28 protein-coding genes are annotated in these 26745 nt (G+C 72.6%); 12 read left to right on the top strand and 16 right to left on the bottom strand.

Features of this window, described 5'->3' with window-relative positions:
- Positions 1 to 81: 81 nt before the first annotated feature.
- The 3 genes from ACWDS7_RS26260 to ACWDS7_RS26250 form a co-directional block, all read right to left on the bottom strand.
- A complete protein-coding gene (locus tag ACWDS7_RS26260) occupies positions 82 to 1767 on the bottom strand; it encodes a fibronectin type III domain-containing protein (protein WP_451931436.1) in 1686 nt (561 codons plus the stop codon).
- 8 nt (positions 1768 to 1775) lie between these two features.
- Positions 1776 to 3614, bottom strand: coding sequence for a cellulose binding domain-containing protein (locus tag ACWDS7_RS26255; protein WP_451931435.1), 1839 nt, complete (start codon positions 3612 to 3614; stop codon positions 1776 to 1778).
- Between the two features lie 716 nt (positions 3615 to 4330).
- On the bottom strand, positions 4331 to 5002 hold the full coding sequence (locus tag ACWDS7_RS26250) for a nitroreductase family protein (protein ID WP_306856679.1): 672 nt from the start codon (positions 5000 to 5002) through the stop codon (positions 4331 to 4333).
- 119 nt (positions 5003 to 5121) lie between these two features.
- Between ACWDS7_RS26250 and ACWDS7_RS26245 the strand changes: the two genes are divergently transcribed.
- Positions 5122 to 5604 carry an Lrp/AsnC family transcriptional regulator gene (locus ACWDS7_RS26245; protein WP_451931434.1) on the top strand — a complete coding sequence of 161 codons (483 nt, stop codon included), beginning with the start codon at positions 5122 to 5124 and terminating at the stop codon, positions 5602 to 5604.
- A gap of 112 nt (positions 5605 to 5716) precedes the next feature.
- Here ACWDS7_RS26245 and ACWDS7_RS26240 read toward each other — a convergent pair whose 3' ends face one another.
- Positions 5717 to 6772 carry a sigma-70 family RNA polymerase sigma factor gene (locus ACWDS7_RS26240; protein ID WP_451931433.1) on the bottom strand — a complete coding sequence of 352 codons (1056 nt, stop codon included), beginning with the start codon at positions 6770 to 6772 and terminating at the stop codon, positions 5717 to 5719.
- 73 nt (positions 6773 to 6845) lie between these two features.
- Here ACWDS7_RS26240 and ACWDS7_RS26235 point away from each other — a divergent pair, with 73 nt between their 5' ends.
- The gene (locus ACWDS7_RS26235; protein WP_306856676.1) at positions 6846 to 7682 is read left to right on the top strand and encodes an alpha/beta fold hydrolase; all 837 of its coding nucleotides are present in this window, start codon (positions 6846 to 6848) and stop codon (positions 7680 to 7682) included.
- Positions 7683 to 7876: 194 nt separating this feature from the next.
- Positions 7877 to 8527, top strand: coding sequence for a leucine efflux protein LeuE (gene leuE, locus ACWDS7_RS26230; protein ID WP_451931432.1), 651 nt, complete (start codon positions 7877 to 7879; stop codon positions 8525 to 8527).
- Here the strand turns inward: leuE and ACWDS7_RS26225 are convergent.
- A complete protein-coding gene (locus tag ACWDS7_RS26225; protein WP_306856674.1) occupies positions 8508 to 8852 on the bottom strand; it encodes a luciferase domain-containing protein in 345 nt (114 codons plus the stop codon). The two genes, leuE and ACWDS7_RS26225, sit on opposite strands and share 20 nt — an antisense overlap.
- A 324-nt stretch (positions 8853 to 9176) precedes the next feature.
- On the opposite strand from ACWDS7_RS26225, the gene ACWDS7_RS26220 reads away from it, so the two are divergent.
- Positions 9177 to 9812 (top strand): VC0807 family protein, encoded by a 636-nt coding sequence (locus ACWDS7_RS26220; protein WP_451931431.1) that lies wholly within the window; start codon positions 9177 to 9179, stop codon positions 9810 to 9812.
- A gap of 144 nt (positions 9813 to 9956) precedes the next feature.
- Positions 9957 to 10772: an arginase family protein gene (locus ACWDS7_RS26215; protein WP_451931430.1), complete on the top strand. Its 816-nt coding sequence runs from the start codon at positions 9957 to 9959 to the stop codon at positions 10770 to 10772.
- 175 nt (positions 10773 to 10947) lie between these two features.
- On the opposite strand, the gene ACWDS7_RS26210 is transcribed toward ACWDS7_RS26215, so the two are convergent.
- The gene (locus ACWDS7_RS26210; RefSeq protein ID WP_451931429.1) at positions 10948 to 11904 is read right to left on the bottom strand and encodes a hypothetical protein; all 957 of its coding nucleotides are present in this window, start codon (positions 11902 to 11904) and stop codon (positions 10948 to 10950) included.
- Between the two features lie 166 nt (positions 11905 to 12070).
- On the opposite strand from ACWDS7_RS26210, the gene ACWDS7_RS26205 reads away from it, so the two are divergent.
- Positions 12071 to 12544, top strand: coding sequence for a TspO/MBR family protein (locus ACWDS7_RS26205; protein WP_451931428.1), 474 nt, complete (start codon positions 12071 to 12073; stop codon positions 12542 to 12544).
- Here the strand turns inward: ACWDS7_RS26205 and ACWDS7_RS26200 are convergent.
- Positions 12512 to 13192, bottom strand: a complete 681-nt coding sequence (locus ACWDS7_RS26200) for a response regulator (protein WP_306856669.1) — start codon at positions 13190 to 13192, stop codon at positions 12512 to 12514. The genes ACWDS7_RS26205 and ACWDS7_RS26200 overlap by 33 nt on opposite strands.
- Positions 13189 to 14361 (bottom strand): sensor histidine kinase, encoded by a 1173-nt coding sequence (locus ACWDS7_RS26195; protein WP_451931437.1) that lies wholly within the window; start codon positions 14359 to 14361, stop codon positions 13189 to 13191. The genes ACWDS7_RS26200 and ACWDS7_RS26195 overlap by 4 nt, the downstream gene beginning before the upstream one ends.
- A gap of 258 nt (positions 14362 to 14619) precedes the next feature.
- Between ACWDS7_RS26195 and ACWDS7_RS26190 the strand changes: the two genes are divergently transcribed.
- The gene (locus ACWDS7_RS26190; RefSeq protein WP_451931427.1) at positions 14620 to 15249 is read left to right on the top strand and encodes a DedA family protein; all 630 of its coding nucleotides are present in this window, start codon (positions 14620 to 14622) and stop codon (positions 15247 to 15249) included.
- 12 nt (positions 15250 to 15261) lie between these two features.
- Here the strand turns inward: ACWDS7_RS26190 and ACWDS7_RS26185 are convergent, their stop codons facing one another.
- Positions 15262 to 15663: a lipocalin-like domain-containing protein gene (locus tag ACWDS7_RS26185; protein ID WP_451931426.1), complete on the bottom strand. Its 402-nt coding sequence runs from the start codon at positions 15661 to 15663 to the stop codon at positions 15262 to 15264.
- A 212-nt stretch (positions 15664 to 15875) separates the two neighbouring features.
- On the opposite strand from ACWDS7_RS26185, the gene ACWDS7_RS26180 reads away from it, so the two are divergent.
- The 3 genes from ACWDS7_RS26180 to ACWDS7_RS26170 all read left to right on the top strand — a co-directional run bounded on the left by ACWDS7_RS26180 (position 15876) and on the right by ACWDS7_RS26170 (position 17813).
- Positions 15876 to 16022, top strand: coding sequence for a hypothetical protein (locus tag ACWDS7_RS26180; RefSeq protein WP_306856666.1), 147 nt, complete (start codon positions 15876 to 15878; stop codon positions 16020 to 16022).
- 176 nt (positions 16023 to 16198) lie between these two features.
- The gene (locus ACWDS7_RS26175) at positions 16199 to 16846 is read left to right on the top strand and encodes a DUF998 domain-containing protein (protein WP_451931425.1); all 648 of its coding nucleotides are present in this window, start codon (positions 16199 to 16201) and stop codon (positions 16844 to 16846) included.
- A gap of 34 nt (positions 16847 to 16880) precedes the next feature.
- A complete protein-coding gene (locus tag ACWDS7_RS26170) occupies positions 16881 to 17813 on the top strand; it encodes an acyl-ACP desaturase (protein WP_451931424.1) in 933 nt (310 codons plus the stop codon).
- Between the two features lie 117 nt (positions 17814 to 17930).
- Here the strand turns inward: ACWDS7_RS26170 and ACWDS7_RS26165 are convergent, their stop codons facing one another.
- The 7 genes from ACWDS7_RS26165 to ACWDS7_RS26135 form a co-directional block, all read right to left on the bottom strand.
- Positions 17931 to 18698, bottom strand: coding sequence for a sulfite exporter TauE/SafE family protein (locus ACWDS7_RS26165; RefSeq protein ID WP_451931423.1), 768 nt, complete (start codon positions 18696 to 18698; stop codon positions 17931 to 17933).
- The gene (locus ACWDS7_RS26160) at positions 18695 to 19300 is read right to left on the bottom strand and encodes a rhodanese-like domain-containing protein (RefSeq protein ID WP_451931422.1); all 606 of its coding nucleotides are present in this window, start codon (positions 19298 to 19300) and stop codon (positions 18695 to 18697) included. Before ACWDS7_RS26160 ends, ACWDS7_RS26165 begins: the two co-directional genes overlap by 4 nt.
- 75 nt (positions 19301 to 19375) lie before the next feature.
- On the bottom strand, positions 19376 to 20716 hold the full coding sequence (locus tag ACWDS7_RS26155; protein WP_451931421.1) for an MBL fold metallo-hydrolase: 1341 nt from the start codon (positions 20714 to 20716) through the stop codon (positions 19376 to 19378).
- 324 nt (positions 20717 to 21040) lie between these two features.
- Complete coding sequence (locus ACWDS7_RS26150; RefSeq protein ID WP_306856659.1) at positions 21041 to 21310, bottom strand: metal-sensitive transcriptional regulator; 270 nt, start codon at positions 21308 to 21310, stop codon at positions 21041 to 21043.
- Between the two features lie 101 nt (positions 21311 to 21411).
- Positions 21412 to 22629: an MFS transporter gene (locus ACWDS7_RS26145; RefSeq protein ID WP_451931420.1), complete on the bottom strand. Its 1218-nt coding sequence runs from the start codon at positions 22627 to 22629 to the stop codon at positions 21412 to 21414.
- A 316-nt stretch (positions 22630 to 22945) separates the two neighbouring features.
- Positions 22946 to 24181 (bottom strand): NAD(P)/FAD-dependent oxidoreductase, encoded by a 1236-nt coding sequence (locus ACWDS7_RS26140; RefSeq protein ID WP_451931419.1) that lies wholly within the window; start codon positions 24179 to 24181, stop codon positions 22946 to 22948.
- A 123-nt stretch (positions 24182 to 24304) separates the two neighbouring features.
- On the bottom strand, positions 24305 to 25102 hold the full coding sequence (locus tag ACWDS7_RS26135; protein WP_451931418.1) for a nitroreductase/quinone reductase family protein: 798 nt from the start codon (positions 25100 to 25102) through the stop codon (positions 24305 to 24307).
- Between the two features lie 82 nt (positions 25103 to 25184).
- Between ACWDS7_RS26135 and ACWDS7_RS26130 the strand changes: the two genes are divergently transcribed.
- Both ACWDS7_RS26130 and ACWDS7_RS26125 read left to right on the top strand, forming a co-directional pair.
- Positions 25185 to 25634 (top strand): MarR family winged helix-turn-helix transcriptional regulator, encoded by a 450-nt coding sequence (locus tag ACWDS7_RS26130; RefSeq protein WP_451931417.1) that lies wholly within the window; start codon positions 25185 to 25187, stop codon positions 25632 to 25634.
- Positions 25635 to 25951: 317 nt separating this feature from the next.
- Positions 25952 to 26608, top strand: coding sequence for a hypothetical protein (locus ACWDS7_RS26125; RefSeq protein ID WP_451931416.1), 657 nt, complete (start codon positions 25952 to 25954; stop codon positions 26606 to 26608).
- Positions 26609 to 26745 lie beyond the last annotated feature (137 nt).

Here is a 26745-nt window from a genome sequence, read left to right as displayed (position 1 = left end):
TCAGGTTGGTCATTGCGCTAGTGGTGGGGGGGCCGGGGGGGCGCGCCCCCCCCGCCGTGACCGGGGTGCGGGCCGGGCCGGCTAGAAGCCGGCGGTGATCTTGGTGAACTCCCAGTCGGCCTGGGCGATGCCGCTGCAGTTCTCCTGGACGCCGCCGCCGGGGCAGGGGCGGTCACGGTTGACCGACCAGAACGCGAAGCGGGTCAGGCCCTTGGACTTGGCCCAGTCGCGGATCTGCGTCCACTGCGCAGGAGAGGTCTGCTCCTGCTGGTCGGACAGGCCGTTCATGCCGGAGATGCCCATCCGCGCGTAGGCCTGGGCGTCGGTCCAGCCGTTGGCCGACTTGAGGGCGTTCTTCAGGCCCTCGGAGGCGTTGATCGTGCTCTGGTACATGTTGGCGCCGCCGCCGAAGTCGAACGGCATGATCGTGTAGTTGTCGATCGGCACGGCGAGCGCCTTGGCCTGGTTGATCAGGCGGATGCCGGGGGCCGTCGGGCCGCTGGTCGAGGTGCCGAAGGTGACGACGACCTTGACGTTCGGGTTGTTGGCCTTGACGATCTTCAGGCCGTTGAGGATCCGGTCCTGCACGGTGTAGTTCTCGAACTCGTCGGTGTTCTCGATGTCGAAGTCGACCACCGCCGGGCCGACGGCGTTGATGACCTGCTGCACGGCGCCGGCGAAGGCGGCCGGGGTGGAGCAGTTCGGGCCGAGCTTGTTGCCCTGCCAGCCGCCGAAGGAGATCTGCACGCTGCCGCCGGCGGCCTTGATCTGGTTGATGGCCGCCTGGTCGGCGCCGCCGGTCAGCGGGCGCTGCCCGTCCCAGGCCGGGTTGCAGCCGCCGCTGGACAGGATGAACGCCATGGTGAAGGACTTGATGCCGGTCGCGTTCATCACCGTGACCGGGCTGGGCGGGTTGCCCCAGCCGGTGTAGAGGTACGGCGCGCCGTCCATCTTGCCGCCGGGGTTCGGGCAGCCGGTGGTGGTGCCGGTGACCTGGGCGCTGGGGGCGGACTCGCCGACGGAGTTGTAGGCCCTGACCGTGTAGGTGTGCGCCTCGCACGTGCCCAGGCCGGAGACCGTGGCGGTGGTGCCGGTGACCTGGGCGCGCTGGGTGGTGCCCTCGTAGACGCGGTAGCCGGTCACGGTGCCGGACGACGCGCCCCATGACAGGGAGAGGCTGCCGTCGGTCGAGCCGGTGACCGACGGGGCGCCGGGCTGGCCGGGCGTGCCGTTGCCGGAGGTGGTGGCGGTGACCGGGCCGCCGACACCGGAGAGGTTCCCGGCGGCGTCGCGGGCGCGGACGGTGTAGGTGTAGCTGGTCGAGGCGGTCAGCCCGGAGTCGGTGTAGGAGGTGCCGGTGGCGGTGGTCACCAGGGTCGAGCCCCGGTAGACGTTGTAGCCGGTGACGCCGACGTTGTCGGTGGAGGCGTCCCAGGCCAGCGAGACGCTCGACGAGCTCGTGCCGGTCACCCGGAGGTTGCCGGGCACGCTGGGCGGCGTGGGGTCACCGCCGCCGGTGGCCACCTTCCACAGGGCGGGGACGTTGGACGGCTCCCAGCCGGGCAGGGAGGTGTGGCCCTGGATGCATTCGTAGTCGACGCCGTTGTAGGTCACCTGGGCGCCGACGGCATAGGCCGTCCACGCCTGCCACTGGGGGGCGGCGAACACGGCGGCCGCCTGGGGCGCGGCGTTCGCGGCGGCGGTGAGCCCGGTGAAGGTCATCGCCAGGGCGGCGAGTACGGCGAAGGCCATGCGACGTAATCTCATGCGCATTCCTAGGGGAGAGTCGCGAGATGCGGCTTGACGGTCCTGGAGAAGTTCCAGTTGTTCGAGGCGTCCCAGTTGATCGACCAGGTCATCGCGCCCCGGATCCCGGGGTAGGCGCGCGGCGGCACGAAGCTGCCGCAGCCGGTCCGGGTGGCCAGGCAGGTCAGTGCCTGGTTCACCAGGGAGGGGGCGACGATCCCGCCGCCGGCCGCGCCGGGTCCGGCGGGCAGGCCGAGCGCCACCTGGTCGGGGCGCAGGCCGTTCTCCAGCTGGATGCAGGCCAGCGCGGTCATGAAGTTGACCGTGCCCTGCGAGTAGGCGGCCATCTGGTCGCAGCCGAGCATCGAGCCGGAGTTGTAGAACTGGGTGTGGACGACCGTGAGGATGTCCTTGATGTTCAGCGCGAGCTTGAAGTACTCCGCGCCGGTGGACTGCATGTCGATGGTCTGCGGGGCCATCGTGATGATCAGGCCCGCGCCCGCCTTGGCGCGCAGCGCCCGCAGCGCCTGGCCCATGTAGGTGGCGTTGAGGCCGTTCTCCAGGTCGATGTCCACGCCGTCGAAGCCGTAGCTCTGCATCAGGGCGTGGACGGAGTCGGCGAACTTCGTCGCCGCGGCGGCGCTGGCCACCTGCACGCGGCCGAGTTCGCCGCCGACCGAGAGGATGACCTTCTTGCCACGCGAGTGGAGCGTCTGCACGTCGGCCTTGAACTGGGCGTCGGTGTAGCCGCCGAGGGAGGCCGACAGGCCGGGGTCGACGCCGAAGACGACCTCGCCGGGGGTGGTGGTGGACTCGCCGAAGGCGACCGCGACCAGGTCGTACTCGTTGGGCACCGCCGACAGCTTGAGCTCGACGGCCGGGTTGTCGAAGTTGTGCCAGTAGCCGGTGAGGAAGTGCTTGGGCAGTGGGTTGTCGGGGCAGCCGGTCGTGGTGGCGCTCGCCGGGTCGCTCCTGGGACCCTCACCCGTGCCGTTGTAGGCCGCGACGGTGTAGGTGTGCGCCTCGCACACCCCCAGACCGGAGACCGTCGCCGTCGTAGCGGTCACCGTGGCCTTCAACACCGCGCCCTCATACACCCGGTAACCGGTCACCGTGCCGCTGGAGGCCCCCCACGACAGCGCGACACTGTTCGCCCCGCCCGTCGCCGTCACCGCACCCGGCTTGCCGGGGACCCCGGTGGTGCAGCCGGTCGTGGTGGCGCTCGCCGGGTCGCTCCTGGGACCCTCACCCGTGCCGTTGTAGGCCGCGACGGTGTAGGTGTGCGCCTCGCACACCCCCAGACCGGAGACCGTCGCCGTCGTAGCGGTCACCGTGGCCTTCAACACCGCGCCCTCATACACCCGGTAACCGGTCACCGTGCCGCTGGAGGCCCCCCACGACAGCGCGACACTGTTCGCCCCGCCCGTCGCCGTCACCGCACCCGGCTTGCCGGGCGCGGTCTCCCCGCTCCCGCCGCAGTCGGCGCCGTTGAGCTTGCAGCCGGTCGGTACGGCGGCCGCCCCGCCGGGGGTGCCGAGGAAGCCGAAGCTGACGCTGCCGCCGGCCGGGACGCTGCCGTTCCAGCCGACGTTGGCGAAGGTGAAGTGCTGGCCGCTGCGGGTCAGCGTGGCGTCCCAGAAGGATCCGACGCTCACCCCCGCCGGGAGGTCGAACTCGACCTTCCAGCTCGTCAGGGCCGTGGTGGAGTCGTTCTTGATCGTGTATTTGCCCTCGAAGCCGGAGCCCCAGTCGCCGACCTTGACGAAGGTGGCGGAGGCCGAGGCGGCCTGGGCGGGGACCGCGGCCATCATCGCCAGGATGAGGGCCGCCACGGCGACGAGAGATCGAGCGATGACGCGAAATTTCACGTTAACCTCATGGATTCGGTGGGGGGGTGGCCGTACGGCTCGCACCCCCTGGGGGGTGCTCCTCGGGGAGAACGAGGAGGCGAGGCGCGAGCCGTACGGCGGGTAGGGCACGGTCCCGGCCCCGCAGGAAGGGCGGGAGCGCGCCGTGGATCAGCGCGGCCGTGCCCGGCGCGGTGGTGAGGGGCCGCCGTCACCGGTCCCCTCGGGACATCGCCCCGGACGGGTCGCCGGCCCTATGTGCCCGCCCGTCCCGGCGGCGGGGCGGGGATGGCGGAGGCGCCCGCGGCGCCGGCTCCATTTGGTGGGAGTGGCGCGGGAAGGGGGCTTGCTGGGGCAGTCAGGACAAGTAAGGGGAGGGCGCGCCGCATGATCGCTCCCATCAGAGGGGAACTCGGGGGGTATGAGGCGTCCGGACGGTCGGACTTCAGGCAGTGACGACTGCCGTCGTTGGGTTTCCGCAGCTTGCAATCCGGTCGGTCGGCGGCGGACGGGCCATGGAGGCTCCCCTTGGGCATTTCTTTTAGGAAAGTTTCCTAAGAGTTGTCGCGATCGTAGCCTTGACAGACTTTCCCCACAAGGCCCAAAAACTCCAGGTTTCAACGACCCAGCTAGGCACGTTCCAGCTCCCCGGGTGACCGGCGCCGCAGGGGGCGGCGACGGCGGCGGAGGCCCCGCACGGCCCGCCCGCCGCAGGGGGGCCTCCGCCGCACCGGACGTCAGACCATGGCCTCCGACAGGGGCTTGCGGACCAGGTCGGGGACCTCGGCGTCGTCGGCCGCGTAGCCGATCGGGAACAGGATGTAGGGCCGCTCGTTGCCCGGACGCCCGCAGATGTCGGTCAGGAACGCCATCGGGTTCGGGGTGTGGGTCAGCGTGGACAGGCCCATCGCGTGCAGGGCCGCGATGAAGAACCCGCAGGCGATGCCGACGCTCTCGTTGACGTAGTAGTGCTTGACCCTGGCGCCGTCGGGACGCACGCCGTACTTCTCCGCGAAGCAGACCACCAGCCACGGCACCGTTTCGAGATAGCCCTTGTCCGAACCGGTCTCCAGGTGGGCCAGGGCCGCGCGCCACTCGGGGGTCAGCCGCCCGCCCTCGTAGTTCTGCCGCTCCTCGACCTCGGCCGCCTCCCTGATCCGCTTCTTCGTCTCCGGGTCGCCGATCACCACGAACTTCCACGGCTGCTGGTGGGCCCCCGAGGGCGCGGTGTTGGCCGTCCGGACGGCCAGCTCGACGCACTCGCGCGGCACCGGCTCGTCGCTGAAGAACCGCACGCTCCGGCGCAGGTCCATGTGCTCGTAGAACTCCCGGCCCCGCGTCACCATCTCGCCCTCGGGGTAGCGCACGGGCCGGTACGGGATGAACGGATGGGAATGTTCCCGTGCCACGATCGCCTCCATAGTTGACATATATGCAGGCGTAGTCTGAATTGCAGCCATAAGCGGGGCAACAGCGCGGCCGATCCGCTGGCAGATTGCCAGTACCGGGTACGGACCACACTCCGGAGGTGGACAGATTGGCAGCTCGGAGGGACGGCCTGGACGGACTCGACCGCAGGGTGCTCCAGCTGATCAGGGAGCGCCCCCGGACCGGCCTGCTGGAGATCTCCCGCCTTCTCGGCGTCGCCCGGGGCACCGTCCAGGCCCGCCTGGACCGGATGGTCGCCGACGGCGTGATCACCGACTTCGGCCCCAACCTGTCGCCGCGCGCCCTGGGCTACCCGGTGCAGGCCTTCACCACCCTTGAGGTGGAGCAGATCTCCCGCGCCGACATCTCCACCGCCCTCGCGGCCATCCCCGAGGTCCTCGAAGCCCACATCGTCACCGGCCCCGGCGACGTCTGGTGCCGCATCGCCGGACGCGACCACGAGCACATCCAGCAGATCATCGACCAGACCCTGGCCATCCCCGGAGTACGGCGGAGCAGCACGGTGATCACCCTGTCCACCGTGGTCCCCCACCGGGTCCAGCCGCTGGCCGACGGCCGCTGAACCGGGCCCGCCGGCGGGACGGCGGGCCCGGTTCAGCGGCGTGACCGGCCGTCGACGCGGCGGCCGGTCCGTCGACGCGAGGGCCGGTCCGTCGACGCGGGGCCGTCCCGGGTCAGGGCAGTGAGGCGGGCAGCCCGAAGGACGCGAAGTGGTCGGCGCCGACGAACGAGGTGATCTCGGCGATCCGCTCGCCGCGCAGGGTCAGCACGTTGATCGACCAGCCGAGGTGCGCGCCGGCGCCGTCGTTCCAGAGGTAGCAGCCCACGCCGGGCTGGCCGTTCGCGCCGGTCGGCAGGTGCCGCCAGTTCCCGCATCTGGTCAGCGGGATCTGCACGGCGAAGTCGGTGACGGCCCTGAGGCCGTGGTACCAGTGCCCCAGCGGCGGCATCGACCAGGTGACGTCCTCGGTGAGCAGCGCGACCAGGGCGTCGGCGTCGCCGCGTTCCAGCGCGGCGGAGTAGCCGGCGACGATCTCCCGCACCCGGGCGTCGTCGATCCGGCGCAGCGTCTGCTGCTGGGTGACGGAGGGGACCTTCTCCGCCACGACCTTGCGGGCCCGGGCCAGGGCGGAGTTCACCGACATGGTCGAGGTGCTCATCATGGTGGCGATCTCGGCGGCGGAGAAGCCGAGGACCTCGAACAGCAGCAGCGCCGCCCGCTGGTTGCCCGGCAGGTGCTGCAGCGCGGCGACGAAGGCCAGTTCGACGGCCTCGCGCTGCTCGTAGCGCGCGCCCGGACCGGCCGGACCGTCGCCGAGGCCCGCGTCGGGGTAGGGCCCCAGCCAGGCGACCTCGGCCAGCGGGACGTCGCCGACCACGGCGCGGTCGCTGGAGGGGCCGAGGTCGACCGGCAGGGCCCGCCTGCCGCGGGTCTCGATGGTGTCCAGACAGGTGCGGGTGGCCACGGTGTAGAGCCACGAGCGCAGCGAGCTGCGCCCCTCGAAGCGCGCGAGCCCCCGCCAGGCCCGCAGCAGGGCGTCCTGCAGGGCGTCGTCGGCGTCGTGGGTGGAGCCGAGCATGCGGTAGCAGTGGGCGTGCAGCTCCCGGCGCAACGGCTGGACCAGGCGGGTGAAGGCGGCGTCGTCCCCGTCGCGCGCCCGGGCCAGGTCGGGATCCTGGGCGCCCTCCGCGGCCGGGCCGGCGGTCCGTGCGGAAAAAACTTCGCTCACGAGCGACGATTCTGCCCCACGGCGGGAGTCCCTTCTCCGACCGAGCACCGCAGCACCGTCGCAGGAGATTCCGATGAACCGCACGACGACCGTCACCTCCGGCTCCCTCAAGGTCCCGGGCGCCACGCTGTACTACGAGGTGCGGGGCCAGGGCCCCCTCGTGGTGCTCGTCGGCGCCCCGATGAACGCCACGTTCTTCGCGCCGCTGGCCGACCTGCTCGCCGCCGACCACACCGTGCTCACCACCGACCCGCGGGGCCTCAACCGCAGCCCCCTCGACGACCCCGACCAGGACTCGACCCCGGAGATGCGCGCCGACGACCTCTCCCGGCTCCTGACCCACCTCGACGCCGGCCCGGCCGCGGTCTTCGGGTCCAGCGGCGGCGCCGTCAGCGCGCTGGCGCTCGCCGTCGCCCATCCCGGGCAGGTGCACACCGTGATCGCGCACGAGCCCCCGCTCAACCGCCTGCTCGACGACCGGGAGGAGCGCGACGCCGCGGTCGAGGACATCATCGCCACCTACGTCTCCGGCGACGTCGCGGGCGCCTGGGCCAAGTTCATGGTCAACGCCAACATCGTGATGCCCGAGTCCGAGGAGTCCGGCGCGCCCGTGGCGGCGCCGGACGAGCCCGATCCGCAGCAGGTCGCCGACGAGCGCTTCTGGTTCCTGCACGAGATGCGCGCGACCACCCGCTGGGAGCCCGACATCGCCGCCCTGCGCGCCGGGCCGACCCGCGTCGTGGTCGGCGTCGGCGTCGAGTCGGCCGGCCAGCTCTGCGACCGCACGTCGGCCGCGCTCGCCGCGGCGCTCGGCACGGCGCCGACGGCCTTCCCCGGCGGCCACATCGCCTTCTCCGACGACCCCGACGGATTCGCCCCCCGGCTGCGCGCGGTCCTGCACGGCGGCTGAGCCACGGCGCCGCGAGCGCGGCGCGGGCCGTCGGAGCCCCGCCTGGCCTGACCGGCCAGGCGGGTGAACCGGGGAGGTCGGCCGGCCCGGGTCGCCTGGTGGGGCAGACCACGGTCGCGGGCACCGGCCGGACCCCGTGTCCGCCATGGGGAGTACCGTGATACGGATCCCGTAACGCCCCCTGGAGCACCACTATGTTCTTCGGCATAACCGATATATGGACCTATGTCACCGGCGCCTTCTTCATCATCCTGCTGCCGGGCCCCAACTCCCTCTACGTTCTCACCACCGCCGCGCAGCGCGGGGTACGGCAGGGCTACCGGGGTGCGATGGGGGTCTTCCTCGGCGACACCATCCTGATGGCGCTCGCCGCCGCCGGGGCCGCCTCGCTCCTGCGGTCGACGCCGATCCTGTTCAACGTCGTCAAATACATCGGGGCCGCCTACCTGGCGTGGATGGGGCTGCAGATGCTGCGGGGGGCCTGGCGCTCCTGGCGGGCGGGCGGGACCGCCGAGACCGTCGCGGCGGCGGAGCCGAGCGCGGACAACCCCTTCCGCAAGGCCCTGGTGATCAGCCTGATGAACCCGAAGGCGATCCTGTTCTTCATCGCGTTCTTCATCAACTTCGTGGACCCCGGCTACGGCACGCCCGCGCTGTCGTTCCTGATCCTGGGCGCGATCTGCCAGCTGTTCAGCGTGCTGTACCTGTCGATGCTGATCTTCGGCGGGACCTACCTGGCCCACCAGTTCCGGGCCCGCCGCAAGCTGTCGGCCGGGCTGACCTCGGGGGTGGGCGCGCTGTTCATCGGCTTCGGCGCGCGGCTCGCTACCGCGACGCTTGGTTGACCTTGATCGCCACGCTGACGAGCGAGAGGAACAGGTCGGCGTCGGCCTTGCCCTCGATCGTCATGGTCACCCACCCGGCGTCCCGGCCGGGGGTGACCCGCCGGCAGTCGGTGAGCACCCGGGCCCACCGGTCGATCACCGCCGTGGTGAGCAGCAGCTCCGCGGTGTGATCCCCCGACATCCTGACGATCTCCCGGCCGCTGGTCCGGAAACCGATCCCCCTGCGGGTGCGTTTCAGTGCCAGATCGGGCCAGCGGACGAGCTGGGCCGCCACATTCGCGACACCCTCGGTTGACCGGTCGGACGTGTGCGCGCGCACTGCCATGCATGAATCGTCTCGGACCGGACGTCATCGGGAAAGCTCCCGTTTCCTAACCGTTACGGCCACACCGTACTTCCCATGGGACCGCCGCCCCTCAGGCCGGCGACCAGGGCGGGCGGGCCGTGCGGCCGGCGGCGGGAGCGGGCGGGCCATACGGCCTTGGAAGGTTATAGGGAAGGCATGCATTCGGTTCGGGTACGGTAAGTGGCCCGCCGACACCGGACGGCCTCGCCGTACGCCCATACGTCGGATCCGACAGGTCTGGCAGTCCCCTGTCGGGGTAGGCGCGGACCCAGCGCCGGTCATTCCACCGTCCCGTGGAGCGTTATGAGCCATCCACCCGTCGTCCTCCCCCGTCTCACCGTCCTGGCCCGGCAGGCGGTGCCGAAGGTCCTGGAAGGCGTCATCGCCCCCCTCGCCGTCTTCTACGCCGCGCTGGCCGTCCTCGGCGAGCACGGCGCGCTGATCACCGCGGTGAGCTGGGTGTACGCCGGAGTGGGATGGCGGTTGGTCCGGCGGGTCCCGGTGCCGGGGACGATGGTCCTGGCCGCCATCGCGATCACCGTGCGGGCGCTGCTGGCCCTGTGGAGCGGGAGCATGAAGCTCTTCCTCCTCCAGCCGGAGCTGGGCACGATCTGCATCAGCGTCGTCTTCCTGGCCTCGGTGCGGCTGAACCGCCCGCTGGTGCAGAAGCTGACCCTCGACTACATCCACCTGCCCACGGCGGTGCTGAAGCACGAACGGGTCCGCCGGTTCTTCGCCCGGATCACCCTGCTGTGGGCCTTCGTGCTGCTGGTCAACTCCGCGGTGAGCATCTGGCTGCTGGTCCACCAGTCGGTCGGCACCTACCTGCTGGTCCGCACCTCGGTCGTCGCCCTGATCAGCGGCCTGGCGGTGGCCGTGTCCGTCTACGCCTTCCGCCGCGTCCTGCGCCGCCTGCACCACGACCCGGCCCCCGCATAGGAGCGCGCCTCGGGGGGAGCGGGGCGACGAGGGCCCGGACCGCGCGGCGCGACGGCGGCCCGCGGGCGCTTGTCCTGGTTCCGGGCGCGTCGGGCGAGGACTTCGAAGTGGACCTCTCCGGGGCGACCGGGCGAGACTGTGGGGATGCGCCAGGAGAAGACGGGCCCGCCCGGGGTGACGGTCGTGGAAGTGCCGCAGTGGCAGGGGTCGTCCTCGGCCACCGCCTCGCGGCTGAGCGAGGGGGCGGCGCTGCTGGCCGCCATGGTCCCCGACGCCGAACGGGTCACCGTGCGGGTCGGCCCGACACTCGCGGAGACCGCCGAGCGGACCCGCGCGGCGCTCTCCCACGCGCGGGAGCGCTTCACGGTCACGGTCGGCGGGGACTGCGGGGTGGAGCTCGGACCGATCGCGACGGCGGCACGGCGCCACGGCGGGCGGCTGGCGGTCGTGTGGTTCGACGCTCACGGCGATCTCAACACACCCGCCTCGTCCCCCTCGGGGGCCTTCCACGGCATGGTGGCGCGCACGCTGCTCGGTGACGGCCCGCCGGAGCTGGTGCCCGACCGGCCGCTCCCGCCGGAGCGGCTCGTCCTGGCCGGGGTGCGGGCGCTGGATCCCGCCGAGCGCGACTACGTCCGCGCTGCGGGGATCTCCCACCTCGGCGTGGCGGACCTGGCCGGACTCGTCGAGGCGGTGGCGGGGACCGGCGCCGGAGCGGTCTACGTCCATGTCGATCTCGACGTGCTCGACCCGGACGTGTTCGCCTCCGTCGGCGTCCCCGAGCCGGGCGGGCTTGCCCCGGCGGAGCTCGTCGCCCAGGTCGCCGCCCTGGCGGAGCGTTTCGAGATCGTGGGCCTCGGCGTCACCGAGTACGAGCCCGGGCGGCCGCAGGACAAGGACCTGCTCGCCGGGCTGGTCCCCGAGCTGGTGCGGGCCTGCCTCGGTCCGGACGCCGGCTGAACGGGCGGCGCGCGGAGGCGTGAGCGTGACGCGCCCGGCGGGCTCCGGCCGCGGACGGAGGCGTGTGCGTGGCACACCCGGGCGACTCCGGCGACGGACCGAGATGTGAGCGTGGCGCACCCGGGCGACTCCGGCGACGGACGGGGCTCGCCCGGCCGGAACGGGGCTCGCCCGGCTAGGAGCGCTCGCGCTCGACCAGGGCGAAGGCCCCGGCCAGGCCGATGACCAGACCGGCCAGCACGGTGAACAGGGTCACCAGTTCCAGCGCGCTCCCACCGCCGGGGCCGCCGGATCCCAGGTCGCTGGGCGTCAGCGTGACCAGCAGCCCCCACATCGACCAGCCGAACATGCCGCCCGAACCGAGCCAGGCGAGCGCCACCGGCATCCAGAGCGGCCGCCCGGACCTGCGGCGGACGACCGCCAGCAGGCCGGCCGCCCCGGCGACCGGCAGCACGGTGTTCACCGCGTTCTGCAGCCAGGAGGCGGGGGGACGGCCGATGAGCGCCCCGGCGGGCAGCCCGAAGGGGATGCCGAGGAGCCAGCACAGGTTGAAGGCCGCCAGGACCGCGGCGACGGCCACGGCCCCCCACGCTACGAAGGTCTGCAGCTCCAGCGTCGGCCCCGCCGGGCCCTCCGAGGTCCGCCGGGTGAACACGCCGGGCCAGCGCAGGCGCGCGTGGTGGACGAAGCCGGCGACGAGCCCGAGCCCCTGGCAGACGAAGCCGGTGTAGACCACGGCGAAGACCCATCCGGCCACCGGGCCGCTGCCGGGGAACGGACCGCCGTCGAACAGGCCGACGAGGAAGGCCGGCACGACCATGGCCGCGAGCGGGACCAGCAGGCCGGTGCCCACCCACATCGGCGCGAGGAGCAGTCCTGCCGGGATCCGGCGTCCCCAGGGCCGGACGAAGGCCAGCGCGATCAGCAGCGCCACCGCGTCCAGGCCGAAGGTCAGCAGGTTGAGGCCGAAGAAGCCGCCGTCCTGGAGCACCGCCGGGTCGTCGATGCCGGCCGAGCCCCCGGTCAGCCAGGTGAGTTTGAGGGTGAGGTAGGGCAGCGTGCCCGCGACGGCCACCGCGGTCGCCGTCAGTTGGAGGGCCCCTGCCCGCGTGTCGTCGCTCACTCGTGTCATGCCCGCGACTCTTCCGGTCACCGTCCCCCCGCTCCTCCCCCCGCGTGGGGATCCGCCTCCCCCGCACGGGGGTGGGAGGCGGGCCCCGGAGCCGGAGACCGGGGAAGGTCCCCGGGGGTGGAACCGGCCGGGGGTAGGGGCACGAAGAAGAGGGCAGGGAGGTTTCATGGTCATCGCGCGACAACCGAAACGCTGGGCGGGGCTGCCGGTCTTCGCCGCCGCGCTGGTGCTGGTGGCGGCTGTGGGATCGCTGTCGGCGGTCGACGCCGGCGGCGAGTATCTGGCGTTGGAGCGGCCGCCCTGGGCACCGCCGCAGTGGCTGTTCGGTCCGGCCTGGACGGTGCTCTACATCATGATCGCGATCTCCGGCTGGCTGGCCTGGTCGGCGCGGGGCTGGACCCCCGCGCTCGGGGTCTACGCCGCCCAGCTCGCCCTCAACGCGGCCTGGACCCCGCTGTTCTTCGGCGCGGGCCGGTACGGCCTGGCCTTCGCCGAGATCGTCGTGCTCTGGGCGGCGATCGTGGCCACCGTCGTCCTGTTCCGGCCGATCAGCCGGGCGGCCGCCTGGCTCCTGGTGCCCTATCTGCTCTGGGTCACCTACGCGGCCTCACTGAACTTCGCCATCTGGCGGCTCAACTGAGCCGAGCAGCCCCGCCTCGTGGGCGAGGATCGCGGCCTGGACCCGGTTGCGGGCCCCGAGCCGGGTGAGGATCGCGCTCATGTGGGCCTTGACGGTCCCCTCCACCAGGTAGAGGCGGCGGGCGATCTGCCCGTTGGACAGCCCCTCCCCCACCAGGGCCAGCACGTCGCGCTCGCGTGGGGTGAGGGCGGCCACCTGCTCTCGGGCGGCCGCCGCCCGGGTCATCCGGCCGCCGGCGAGCTCGGTGATGACCCGGTGGGCGACGCGCGGCGAGAGGTAGGCGGCGCCGTCGGCGACGGCGTGGATCCCGGCCAGCAGCTCACGCGGGTCGCCGGACTTGAGCAGGAACCCGGCGGCGCCCTCGCCGAGCGCCCGGGCGATGTAGTCGTCCTCGCCGAAGGTGGTCAGCATCAGCACGGCGGTGCCGGGCGCGGCCCGGCGCAGCTCGGCGGCCGCCGCCAGCCCGTCCATCCGGGGCATCCGGATGTCGAGCAGGACGACGTCGGGACGGTGGCTCAGGGCCAGCTCGACCGCCTGCCGGCCGTCGCCCGCCTCCGCGACCACCTCGATCTCCGGGTCGGCGGCCAGGATGGCCCGCACCCCGGCCCGGATCATGACCTCGTCGTCGGCCAGCAGCACCCGTATCACGTCGCTCCATCCTCGTGGGGGAAACGGGCGACGACCTGGAAGCCGCCGCCCTTCGGTCCTGATTCGAACGTGCCGCCCGCCAGCCGCACCCGCTCGCGCAGCCCTATCAGGCCCAGCCCGCCGCCGCGGAGACGGGCCGGCGCCGCCTGGGCCGCCTGGTTGGTCACGGTCACCGTGATCTCGGCGGCGGACCTGAGGACCTCGACCGTCACCGCGGAGCCGGGGGCGTGCTTGGTGGCGTTGGTCAGCGACTCCTGCACGACCCGGCAGGCCGTGTGGTCGCGCAGCGACTCCGCGCCGCGCAGCTCCACCCGCACGCCCGACTCCCGCGCCCGGTCGACGATCTCGGCGACGCTCTCCTGCGACGGGGTCAGCGGCGCCTGGTCGCCCGCGCGGAGCACGCCGATGACCCGGCGCAGGCGCTCGGTGGTCTCGGCGGCGGCCTCGCGGAGCTCCCCGACGGCTCTGCGGTGCCGTTCGGACAGGTCGGGGGCCATCTCCAGGGCCGCGGCGCGCAGGGCGATGAGCGCGAGGTCGTGGCCGAGGGAGTCGTGCATGTCCTGGGCGATGCGGTTGCGCTCGCGGAGCTGCGCCTGGTCGACGATCAGGCTCCGCTCGCGGGCGCGGCGCTGCGCCAGCCGGCCGACCCCCCATGGCAGCAGGCCGGACAGCAGGACACCCGACAGGGCGGGGATCCAGAACTGCGTGGTCACGGCGTCGGGCCGCGGACCGCAGGAGGAGGCCGTGCTCAGGAGCGCGCCCACGCCCAGGATCGCGGCGAACGCCAGCGTCGCGGGGCGCGGATCGGCCGCCCGGCGGCCGGCCAGGTAGGCGAGCACCATGGTCGCGGGGGTCAGCGCGTTCAGCGGCCACACCTTGACCGGGTCGTCGAGGTGCCAGAGATGGACGGTGGCCAGGCCCTCGCTGACGTTCCACGAGCCCGGTGCCAGGGCGAGCAGCATGGCCACCGGCGGAGCCCCGCGGCTCACGAGCACGGCGGCCCCCAGCACGGCCACCTCGGCGGCGGCCCAGCCCGGCGACGCCCAGCCGGTGGCCGGCTCCCACCAGGGAGGGACGACCGGGGCCACGGCCACCGGCAGGCACAGCAGAGCCCACAGCAACAGGTCGCGCCGGACCTCCCGCCGGCTTGACCGCCGGATCCATCTCATCACGCCTGCGACGTTACAAGGCCGCCGCGGCCACGCGTCTCGGTCGGAGGTAGCAGACCTCCCCTGACGAAAGTAGGGGGTCGAAGCGTCCGATCGCGCGATGTGCCCTCCCCTGCCCGCTCCTAGGTTCGAGGAGACGGATCCCTGAGGGATCTCAGGGGCAAGGTCCGCCGGCTTCCGGGGCCGCCCCCGATGCCAGGAGACCGGCGGGCCGTCAACGTGCTGTAGGAGACCTCCCCTATACCAGTAGGAGCTGCTGTGACACAGGCCATCCTCGACGCCCTGCACAATGTGATGACCTCGCCCTGGATCTATCTGGCGCTGTTCGCGGTGGCGATGCTCGACGGGTTCTTCCCCGTGGTGCCCGCCGAGACGTCCGTCATCACGGCCGGGGTGTTCGCCGCCTCCACCGGCGCGCCGAACCTCGCGCTGGTGATCGTGGTGGCGGCGCTGGGCGCGTTCGCCGGCGACCACGTCTCCTACGCCATCGGGCGCACCACCGGCAACCGGCTGCGCGAGGGCAGACGCAGCGGCAAGGCGTTCGCCTGGGCGTCGAAGGCGCTGGCCGAACGGGGCGGGCTCGTGCTGGTGGTGGCCCGATACATCCCCGGCGGCCGGACCGCCTGCACCCTCACCATGGGCGCGGTCGCCTACCCCCGGCGCTCGTTCGCCCTCTTCGACGCCGTCGCCGCCGTCTCCTGGGCGGTCTACTCGGGACTGATCGGCTACGTGGGGGGCGCGGCCTTCGAGAACGACCCGGTCAAGGGTCTGCTGCTCGGCCTGGGCATCGCTGTGACGATCACCGTGGTGGTCGAGGCGGTCCGGCACGTGCGGCGCGGCCGGGGCGCCGGGGAGCCGGAGCGGGCCCTCGCCGGCCTGCGCGACTGACCGCCGCCGCGCTCAGGCCCGCCGCCAGATCAGCGTGTGCCATCTGCCGTTGTCGGCGGCGGCCAGGATGAGGCGGTTGCCGGCGAAGTTCAGCTCGTGGATCCGGGTGACGCCGGAGAGTGCCGGATTGAGCGCCATCTCGATGTCGTGGGCCACGTGGCCGTCGCGGATCTCGTAGCGGCCCGAGTAACACAGGAACGACGCGGCCGCCTCGGCCCGTTCCTGGGGCGAGGCCTGCGAGAGACCGGCGCCGGGCAGCGGCGGACGCCCCGCCCGCGCGATGGTGGCGCTCATGTGGCCGTCAGGGGTGTAGCAGAGCAGGCCCACCGCGTCGCGGCCGAAGGGGTGGGAGGTCCGACCGTCCGGGTGGGCGATCCGCCACTCGACCAGCCGCCATGCTCCGACCAGATCCATGCCCGCGAAACTATGATAATCGAAGTCAGCCGGTCAACTGCCCTGACCTTGATATCAGGGAATTCTCATCCAAGTCAGGGTCGACCCCCTATGGCCCCGGCACCGCCGGGCACGGGACGCTGCCACGGGTCCACCGGAGGACCGCTCCGGACGCCTTCACGAGACGTCCCGACCGTCCCGCCATGTCTTCACCCGCGATGAGAGGAGTGCGCATGACTGCAGTGGCAGCCGACCTGGCGCCGCCGGGACCGCCGTGCTCCGCGCCCGGGACCGCACCGCAGCGGTCCGGGGCGCCGGCCCATGACCACCCGGCCTTCCCGGCCCGGCCCGGAGCCATCCACGAGGGGGCGGCGTGGTGAACACCGCCCCGGCACGGCGCCCGCCCGGAACGACGGCGGACCCGGCACTGCACCGGCCCGCGACGGCCACAGGCTCGGCACCGCACCGGCCCGCGACGGCCACAGGCTCGGCGCTGCACCGACCCAGAGCGGCCACGGGCTCGGCACCACAGCGGCCCGGAGCGGCCGCGGCCCCGGTGCGGCGCTGGCCGGGGATGGCGGGGGCGGTCGCCGCCCTGGGCCTGACGGCCTACGCGCACGTGGCCGCCGCCGGCCCGGTGGATCCGGCCGGGGACCCGGTCGTCGGCCACACGCCGCTCGACGCCCGCGTCTGGGCCATGACCGGCGGCACGATCATGCTGGCCATGGCCTGCCTGTGGGTCGCCTACGGCCTGGCACGCGTGGACCCGACGCGCAGCGCCGCGGCCCGCGTCCTGTCCGTCGCCGGCGCCCTGGGGCTGCTGCTCACCGCGGTGTTCCCGGCCGGCGCGGCCCCCGGCCCCACCCCCGCCGGCGGGGAGATCCACAGCTGGTCGGCGGCGGTGGTCTTCACCGCGCTGCCCTGCGCGGGCTGGATGCTGGGCCGCCGGTTCCGGAGTCCGGCGCTGTCGGCCCTCAGCGTGCTCTCGGTGGCGCTCCTGGCCGTGTTCCTGACCACCCGCCCGGGCTCGCCGGTCGCGGACCTGATCGGCGGCTCCGACTATCACGGCCTGGTCGAACGCCTGCTGCTGCCGGCCGGGGCGGCGCTGGTGTTCCTGGCCGCCCGGAGCACGGGAACCCTACCAGGCAGTAACAAAGGTGACATATCCCGCTTACCGACCCCCGCTTTACCTACGCTAACGTAGGTTACGGTTCCGTAGTCAGTGAGGGAGAAGCCATATGCGAGAGTTCAGCCAGACCGAGCTGCTGCTTGAGCTTGAGCCCGTTGTCGCCGGGGAGCTGGACCGTCACCACAAGGTGGCCAAGGAATGGTTCCCCCACGAATACGTCCCGTGGTCCGAAGGCAGGGACTACGACGGCGTCTTCGGCGGCGACGCGTGGGTCGAGACCGACTCCAAGCTCCCCGAGGAGGCGCGGGTCTCCCTCATCGTCAACCTGCTGACCGAGGACAATCTCCCCAGCTACCACTACGAGATCGCCACGGCCTTCGGCCGCGACGCGGCGTGGGGCACCTGGGTGCACCGCTGGACCGCCGAGGAGGGCCGGCACGGCACCGCCATCCGCGACTACCTGACGGTCACCCGCGCGGTCGACCCGGTCGCCCTGGAGCGGGCCCGCATGAACCACATGGGAGAGGGCTTCACCAACTCCTACGAGGGCGTGCTCCGCTCACTGGCCTACGTCTCCTTCCAGGAGCTGGCCACCCGCATCTCCCACCGCAACACCGGCAAGGCGTCCCAGGACCCCAACTGCGAGCGCCTGCTCGCCAGGATCGCCGCCGACGAGAACCTGCACATGCTCTTCTACCGCAACCTGCTCGACGCGGCCTTCCAGCTGACCCCGAGCCAGACGATGCGCGCCGTCACCGACGTGGTGACCACCTTCCAGATGCCCGGCACCGGGATCGAGGGCTTCACCCGCAAGGCGATGACCATCGCCAACGCCGGAATCTACGACCTGCGCCTGCACCTCGACGACGTCCTCATGCCGGTCCTGCGCCAGTGGGCCGTCTTCGACATGAAGGACCTCGACTCCGAGGGCGAGAAGGCCCGTGAGGAGCTCGCGGAGTTCCTCGCCCGCCTGGAGGTCTCCGCCTCCCGCTTCGTCGAGCGCCGCGAGGCCCGCCGCGCCCGTCAGGCCGCCGGCGCCTGATCACTCCTCCGAGGGACCGACACGTGCGGTCCCTCGTGTCCGTTCCCGCCGTTCTTCCGTCCCGCCGTTCTTCCGTCGCCGGCCGTCGGCGGCGTGGCGTGACAGCACCCGTCCGGGTCACATCAGGGTGGGAACCTGCTGGGCGAGGACGAAGACCCCCATCGCCAGGACGGCCCAGCCGAAGGCGCGGCGGAGCCGGTCAGGGTTGATGTGGCCGGCCAGTTGCCCGCCGGCCAGACCGCCGACGACGGCGGCGACGGTGACGACGGCCGCCAGGCGCCAGTCAATGGTGACGGTCTGCAGGTAACCGGCGAGCCCGGCCAGTGACTTCATCGCGATGACCAGCAGGGAGGTGCCGACGGCGGCGGCCATCGGCATACCGCCGAGCAGGACCAGGGCGGGCACGACCAGGAAGCCGCCACCGGCGCCGACCAGGCCGGTGACAACGCCGACGACGACGCCGTCGATCAGAATCCTGCCGACCGGCAGGTCGGCGCCGGTCTTGGCGGAGACGCGGGAGCGCCCTCTGATCATGGCGACGGCGGTGGCCACCATCATGGCGGCGAAGCCGCCGAGCAGGACGGTCTCCGGCAGATACGGGCCGATCAGTCCGCCTGCGTAGGCGCCCGCCATGCCGGCGGCACCGAAGATCAGGCCGGTGCGCCAGCGGACGCGCCCGGCACGGGCGTGGGAGATGAGGCCGGCGGCGCTGGTGGCGGCGACCACCAGCAGTGACATCGCGATCGCGGTCTTACCCGGCACCTGGGCGATGTACATGAGCATGGGCACCATGAGGATGGAGCCGCCGCCGCCGAACAGGCCGAGGGTGACGCCGACCGCGACGGCGGCGAGCACCGTCGCGATGAGCGCCCAGGTGGTGATCATGACCGGGCCTCGCCACCGCGCAGCCGGGCGATGACGGCGTCGATGTCGAAGTCCCGGGTGCGGTTGTAGGGCAGTTTGGCCAGGGCCATGCCCATCGCACAGGTGTCGGTGACAGCGGCGAAGGTCAGCCCGGCGCCGACGAACCCGGCGACGAACCGGGCCGGCGGCCACCAGATGCTGGCCAGGACCGAGGTGGCGACGATGCCGCCGGCCACCAGCCGCACCTGGCGCTCCAGCCCCCAGCGCTGGGCCCGGGTCCCGGGGATCGGACATGACGCGGAGGTGGTGGGGGCACCGGCACCGGTCCAGGCGTTCATCCCGCCCTCCAGCACCACCACGTCGGCCAGGCCGGCGCGGGTCAGCGCGGTGTGCGCCCGGGAGGCCCGGCCGCCGGACTGACAGACCAGCAGCATCGTGCCGCCGGCGTCGGCGACGATGCGCCGCAGGTGCGTGTCCACCTGGTCCAGGGGCAGGTTGACGGCGCCGGAGATGTGGACGGAGGCGAACTCGCCGGGAGTGCGCACATCGACGACGAGCACGTCGGGGTCGGCCGCGATCAGAGCGCGGGCGGCGGCCACGTCGACACTGGTCTTCATACTCATGATCAAGAAAATCCTGTTCTTCGGGAGCGGGTGGGGACAGTCGGATCGGGGTGCTGGCCGACCGGCGGGGGCGGGTCAGGTGGCGGCCGGGTGCCGGAGCAGGTCGGTGACGCCGGCGCCGGTCAGCACGGCCGGCCGGTAGCCGGCGGCCAGCAGCAGGCCGGCGGCGATGCTCGCGCGGCGGCCGGAGCCGCAGGCGACCAGGACCGGACGGGAGGCGTCCAGCTCGGCGGGGATGCCGTGGGTGACCAGGTCGGGCAGGAAGCGGTGGGTCGCGCCGGGCAGCGCGGCGGCGGCGTGTTCGCCGGGCATCCGCACATCCAGCAGCTGGGCGCCAGGCCGGGCCAGGCGGGCGGTGAAGGCGGCCGGGTCCAGCAGTTCGAAGGTCTGGTCGGCGGCCGGCCCGGGGTCGGTGATGACGCCGCGCACGGTGTCGATGCCGATCCGGGCGAGCTGGGTGACGGCCTCGGCGACGTCCTGGCCGGGGTCGGCCACCAGGACCAGGGGCGCCTGGTAGGGCAGCAGCCAGCCGGCCCAGCTGCCGAAGTCGGTGCCCATCTCGATCGCGACCGCCCCGGGGAGCAGGCCGCCGGCCTGCCGGACGCGCGGGCGGATGTCCACCACGCGGGTGCCCTCGGGCTGGTCGGCCAGATCCTCGACGCTCAGCGTGGGCACGGCCAGGGGCGGCATCGGCGGCACGCCCATGGTGTTGGCCGGCCCCATGTGCCGGTAGAACGCCGGGATCGGCATCGGGGCGGCGAGCAGCTCGTCGGCGAAGGCCTCGGCGTCGCCGATGGCCAGCAGCGGGTTGCCCGCGAGCTCGTCGGCGATGGTGGAGGTGTAGCGGCCGGCACCGGTGGAGGTGCAGAACGACCCCTCACCGTGGGTGGGCAGCAGTTCCACCCCGCCGGGCAGGCCGGCCAGCCGGTGCAGCGAGCCGTGCTGCAGCTTGGCCAGGCTGCGGGCCCGCTCCGGGCCCAGCAGGTCCGGCCGGCCGGCCGAGGAGACCAGCAGGCTGCCTCCGGAGAACACCGCGACCGGCTCGCCGTCGATGAGCACCAGGTAGCTGGTGTGCTCGGGCGTGTGGCCTGGGGTGTGGATCGGACGGATGCTCAGCCCCTGCCCGCCGGGGATGTCCTCCATGTGGAAGGCGGGGGTGTGCGGGTAGGCCGCGGCGGCCGCGGCGGGGAGCACCAGCTGCGCGCCCGTGGCGAGCGCGGCCCGCTCGCCACCTGAGACGTAGTCGTTGTGCAGGTGGGTCTCCAGCACGAACCGGAGCTCCACATCCCGCTCGGCCGCCTTGGCCAGAAAGCGGTCGATGTCGCGCTGGGGGTCGACGAGGATGCCGCGCCCCTCGTGGGTGAGCAGGTAGCTCTGGTCCCCCAGACCGGGGGTGCGGAACGAGGTGATCTCCATCGGGAGTCCTTTCGATCGGATAAAGATACCCTGGGGGGTATATGGAAGGCAGAAATGTGCCCTGCTCCAGCCCGCCCCCCGGACCGGAGGGCGGGCATGGCTCTATGGCGGCGTCACCCTCACGGACGGACCGTGTGGCACGAGGCCGGCCGAGGCGGCGGACGCGACGGGAAGGACCGCCGGCGCCTCCTGGCCACTACGGCGATCCCCTCCGCGAGATCGATATACCCTGGGGGGTATATCGGAGACATGGGAATGCGGCGCCGGGACGGCGCCACGGGCCCATGCCGTCCGCCGTCCACGGCAAGCCGCGGACCCCGCCCCTTACGCCAGGGACAGGAAGAGCTTCTCCAGCTCCTCGACACTCATCGGAGCCTCCTCGCCGCGAGCCTGGGCGGCCTGGCAGTGACGCAGCCCGCTAGCGACGATCTTGAACCCGGCACGGTCAAGCGCCTTGGAGACGGCCGCGAGCTGGGTGAGAACCTTCGAGCAGTCCTCGCCGGCCTCGATCATCCCGATCACTCCGGCCAGCTGCCCATGGGCCCGGCGCAGGCGGGTCACCGCGTCGCCGACCATCGACTCGTTCATCTCCATGCCGCCAATATACCCGGGGGGGTACCCTGGGGCAAACGGCGCCACCTCGCCGGCGTCGTCGGCCCCCGCCCTCGTCATGCACCCGCCGGCGGACCCGGGTCTCAGGAGACCGTGACCGGCCGGCGGGCCTCGGCCACACCCGTTTCCGCGCGCAACCTGCGCAGGAAGAGCAGGACCAGCAGCGCGGCCAGGCCGGTGGTGACCGGCGGGACCACGAAGGCCAGCGGGGCGCCGACCCGGTCCACCAACTGCCCGGCGACCGCCGCGCCGGTGGCGATGCCCAGGCCGATCGACCCGTTGAGCCAGGTGAACGCCTCGGTCCTGACCTCGGCCGGGACGAGGGTCTCGACCAGGGTGTAGCCGGTGATGACGGCGGGGGCGATGACGAACCCGGCCATGGCCGCCCCGCCGTACAGCAGGGGGATGGATCCGGCGAGCGTCAGGGCGGCCGTCGTCGCGCAGAGCAGGCCGACGGTGACGGCCAGCCTCACGGGGGCGCCGATCCGCCAGCGGACGACGCCGTAGAGGATGCCGCCGACGAAACTGGCCCCCGAGAAGGAGGCGTAGATCGGCCCGGCCGCGGCCGCCTGGCCGAGCGCGGCGGTGTAGGAGGTGATGCCGACCTGGAGGCTGCCGAAGACGGTGCCGAGCGCGACAAAGGCCACCGCGAGCACGGCCACGCCGCGCAGACGCAGCACGCCCCGCCGGGAGCGGACCCGGACCGGTATCGGCTCCGGGGCGCCCCCGCGGACCGCGGCGAACACCAGCGTCCCGGCCACCACCATGACCAGCGCCGTCAGCAGCGCCCAGACCGGGGAGAAGCCCGTCGAGAGGGCCACCAACAGGACCGGGGCGAGGGTGAAGGTCAGCTCGTCGGTGATGGATTCGAGGGCGAAGGCGGTGCCCAGCCGCTCCGAGCGCCCCAGCAGGTGCGCCCAGCGGGCCCGGACCATCGAACCGACCTGCGGCACCGAGGCGCCGGCCAGCGCCGCCGCCACCACCAGCGGGAGGGCCGGGGCGTGGGCGGAGGCGAGCACGAGCAGGGCGCCCAGTGCGACGGCGTGCACGGCGACCTGCGGGACGAGCACCTTCGGCTGGCCGTACCGGTCGGCGAGCCGCCCGGTCTGCGGCCCGGCCAGCGCCTGCGCCACGGCCGCGGCCGCGGCCGCGATCCCGGCGGCGCCGTACGAGCCGGTCGACCACTGCACGAGCAGGAGGATGCCGAGCTGCAACATGGCGTACGGCAGGCGCGCGAGGAACGCGGGGACGAGGAAACGCCAGGCACCGGGGGAACCGAGCACGGCAAGGTAGGACTTCATCACTCTCCGTCGGAGTCCAGACGGAGCGCCGCCCGGTCCGGGAGCGCACCGTCGTGGTGGGCTTCGACCGGGGTAGATACCGCCTATGGCGGCCGCCATGCGGTCATTACCTGCATCCGTTCAGAACGCACGAATCAGCCATTTTATGCCATGAAATGGACTCAGCGAGAGCCTGCCGCCCGGCCACCGCGTGCCCCGGCCCCGGTGGCCGGGCCCGCACCCGTCCTCACGCCAGGGCAGGGCCCGCACCCGTCCTCACGCCGGGGTCGGGCCCCGCGCCCATCCTCGCGTCGGGACGGGGGCACGCGGCCGCCGGTCAGCCCCGCACGAGGTCGGCGAACGGCACCGAGGGGTCGGCGAGCCGGTCGGGGGCGACCGGGGCGCCGCCGCGGATCAGCTCCTGGACCGGCGCGATGCCCTCCTCCCACCGGTTGACGTGCATCCCCGCCACGACACGGCCGCCGGCGAGCCAGAAGGCGTGGAAGTCCCGCGCCTCCAGGTCTCCCCGGACGACGACGGAGTCGTAGCCGCCCGGCGCGAACCAGCCGGAGAACTCCATGCCGACGTCGTACTGGTCGGTGAAGAAGTAGGGCGGCCGGTCGTAGACGACCTTCTGGCCGAGCATGGCCCTGCCCGCGGCCAGGCCGCCGTTGAGGGCGTTGGACCAGTGCTCGACGCGGATGCGGGCGCCGTACAGCGGGTTGAAGGCGTTGGCCGCGTCGCCGGCGGCGTAGATGTCGGGATCGTCGGTGCGGAGGGACTCGTCGACGACGATCCCGTTGTCGACGGCCAGGCCCGCACGTTCGGCGAGCTCGACGTCCGGGTGCACGCCGACACCGACGATCACCACGTCGGCCGGGATCTCGCCGCCGTCGTCGGTGAGCACCGCCTGGACGCGCCCGTCGCCGCGGAACCCGGTCACCCCCCGGCCGAGCCGTACGTCGACGCCCTGGCGCCGGTGCACCTCGGCGAAGAAGGCGCCCATCTCGGGGCCGAGCGCCGCCTGCAGCGGCACCGGCCGCGGCTCGACGACCGTCACCTCGCAGCCGTATCCGCGGGCGGCGGCCGCGGTCTCCAGCCCGATCCAACCGGCCCCCACGACGACCACCCTGCCACCGCCCCGGACGGCCCCGCGCAGCCTCTCGGAGTCGTCGAGGCTGCGCAGGTAGTGAACGCCGTCCAGGTCCGCGCCGGGCACGTCGAGGCGGCGCGGGGACGCGCCGGGGGCCAGGAGCAGCTTGGCGTATCCGAGCCGCCGGCCGTCGTCGAGCTCCACCTCGTGCGCGGACCGGTCGATGCCGGTCACCCGGCGTCCGGTCAGGAGCTCCACGGAGTGCTCGCCGTACCAGCCCTCGTCGTGGACGTAGACCTTGGCCTTCTCCTCCTTGCCGAGCAGGTAGCCCTTGGACAGCGGGGGCCGCTCGTACGGGCGCTCGGCCTCGGCGCCGATCAGCGTGATCCGGCCCGTGAACCCCTCCTCCCGCAGGGACTGCGCGGCCTTCGCCCCGGCCAGGCCCGCTCCGACGATGACGAACGTCTGCTCGGTAGTCATGGATCTCTTCCTATCGGATTCCCACCCGGGTTCCAACGGATGCGGCGGCCCGCGGCGCGCGGCGCGGGCCGGACGCGCGCCGGAGCCACCGGCGCCACCGCCCGGCGGGACCGCCCGCGCGGCTCAGCTCAGCTCGTTCAGAGCGGCCACGAGCTGCTGTTCCTCATAGGCGAAGTGGGCTTCCAGCTCGGCGGCCAGCCGGTCGAGGTCGGCCTGGACCCGCTCGATGTCGCCACCGTCGAGCAGCGCCCTGATCTCGCCGGTGATCCGCGCCACCACCACGTGCTCCTCGCGCAGCCGGGCCAGCGCCGGGGCCAGCTCGGGGAACTGCCGCTCAAGACGCGGGAACCCGAGCTCGTCCTCACCGGTGTGGTGCGCGCGGAGCGCCTCGCAGTAGAGCAGGCAGTGCGTCCGCAGGTCCTCGCCGGGATCGCCGCCGCGGAGGCCGGCGAGCCGTTCGCGGAGCTCCTGGTGGATTTTGACCAGGTGCTCGCCGAGCGCCCCGGCGCGGGCCGCGTCCCTGCGGTGCAGCGCGACCACCGGGATGACCCGGTCCGTGCCGGCCTGGTAGGCGGAGAAGGCCGGATCGAGTCCGGCCTGCCTGGCGTAGAACCGGTCGCGCTCCTCGCCGTGCAGCACGACGGCGGTCGCCTCGTAGGTCTCCGCACCGGTCTCGACGGTCACCCGCGCGTCGGCGACCAGGTTGTGGTACCAGGCCGGATGCTTCGGGCCGCCCGCGTTGGAGGCGAAGACCATGATCCGGTCGCCCACGGGCAGGTATACCGCCGGGGTGGTGTGACGCCGGCCGGATCGGGCGCCGGTGGTGGTCAGCAGCACCAGCGACACCCCTTCGAACGGGCCGCCCACCTTCCCCCCGTTGGCCCGGAACTCCTCGATGACCTGCAGGTTGAAGTCGGACATGGATCGTCCCCTCGGGATAGGCTGACGACGTCAGCCACTTTGCTTTGATAGCAAAGCTAATTTAACCAGCAAGGTATCTGAGATGTCGACCGATGGCCTGAGCGTGGACGAGGGCGTCCGCACGCTGCTGCTGTTCATGCCGCGCATGGTCAGCCGGGTGAAGCGCATCCGCGTCCCCGAGGAGCTGCGGTCCTTCAACCTCGCCCCCCGGCACCTGTCGCTGCTGGCGTTCCTGCTCTTCGACGGGCCGATGGGCGTCAACGAGCTGGCCTCCCGGCTGAAGGTCGCACCGGCCACCGTGAGCCTGATGGTCGGCGACCTGAGCCGCAGCGGCGTCGTCGAGCGGCGCGAGGACGACGCCGACCGCCGTCGCACGATCGTGCGCATCGCCCCCGAGCACCAGACCTCGATCGAGAGCTGGCTCGCCAAGGGGGCCCACGCCTGGCGGCAGGCTCTCGAACCCCTGACGCCGGCCGAGCGCAAGCTGTTCGTCGACACACTCGCCGCCTACGAGCGGGCCCTCGCGGAGTGAGCGCCGGGCGGCGCGGAACGCACCGGAAAGCATGCGGACCAATGGCGGAAAACATTTCCGGACCTACGGAATTCCGCACCGCCCGATAAAGGCCGGGACGACTCCCCGACAGCGGCGCCCGACGTCCCGGACCGCCGGGAAAATGCAAGCTCACCTGCCGTCAGGGCGATAAAACTTTCATTTACCATACCGCAGGTCCAATCCTCTGCCCCGGGCCGGGAGAGTATATATATTGCCTACGCCGTCAAGATCACGCCGCGGGTGAGAATTCCATCGAATTCCATCCGTCGCGCGCCTTTACATAAGGAGCATGCTGCATGCCATCGAAGCGACGTCTCATCCAGGCCGCGGTCGGCTGCGCGTTCACCGCGGCCGCCGTGTTGAGCCTCGGGGCCTCCTCTTCCGCGCAGTCAAGCGTTCCGGACATCTCGCCCGCCTCCCCGCCCTCCGTGACGGAGCCGCCCGCCAAGCCCAAGGCCCGCGCGCTGACGGCCAGGGAGATCAAGCAGCAGGGACTGGACCGATACATCGACATGTCCCGCCAGCGGGAGACCGCCCCCACACTCGTGGACGCCTCCCAGAGCAAGGCCGCCGCGAGCGTTCCCACCCCCGCGATGAAGGCGGGCGCCGGCGCCACCGGCCTCGCCTCGGGCTGCTGGTACCTGCAGACGGGGTACGGCTCGGCCACTCTCGGCGGGACCGCGGACCACACCTGGTGCGGCGACGGCGCCTCGGTCACATACACCTCGGCGAGCTGCACCGGGAGCACGAACTGGCCCACCTACCGGTATGAGGGCTGCCAGAACAACAGCAGCTACGGCGTGGGCTGGAACGTCTGGGACGTGACGGACCGGTGGCACTTCTGCACCGCCTACCGTCCCTCCACGGGCGCGTGCGGCAGCCGGTCGCACCCGTGGCAGAAGAACCGCTACGGCGCGAACGGGCAGGTCTGGTTCCTCGGGTGGAGCGGCTGAGGAACGGCTCCACCGCGTGTTCCGGGCGACGGCGCCGGCCTCCCGCATCGTCATGAACCGCCTGACGGACGTGCGTGTAGATGTCATGAGGGACCCGCGTGTTCGCATGCCCCAACTGCGTCGAGACGACCTGGATA

The sequence above is a fragment of the Streptosporangium sp. NPDC003464 genome, from assembly GCF_053588315.1.
The sequence above is the reverse complement of the archived record's forward strand: the minus strand, read 5'-3'. Positions and strand labels throughout refer to the sequence as shown.